The sequence below is a fragment of the Microbacterium sp. genome, from assembly GCF_031988965.1.
Classification (GTDB): Bacteria; Actinomycetota; Actinomycetes; order Actinomycetales; family Microbacteriaceae; genus Microbacterium.
The window spans coordinates 1-206 of record NZ_DALZXX010000263.1; positions in this window are offsets into that span (position 1 = coordinate 1).

Here is a 206-nt window from a genome sequence, read left to right on the forward strand (position 1 = left end):
GCGGCCGCCGGGGACTGCCGGAGCGGAGCGCCGTCGACGCCCGGAGGCGCCGCGATCAGCGCGGGGGGCAGTGCGGGCACCGCACCGGGTTGACCTGCACCACCGGGGTTCACCGGGGGGATCGGGCCACCTGCCGACCGAGGCTGTGGTTCACCGTTCCCGCTCATCACGCCATCATTCCACGGAGAAGCGACAGCGAATCCGCG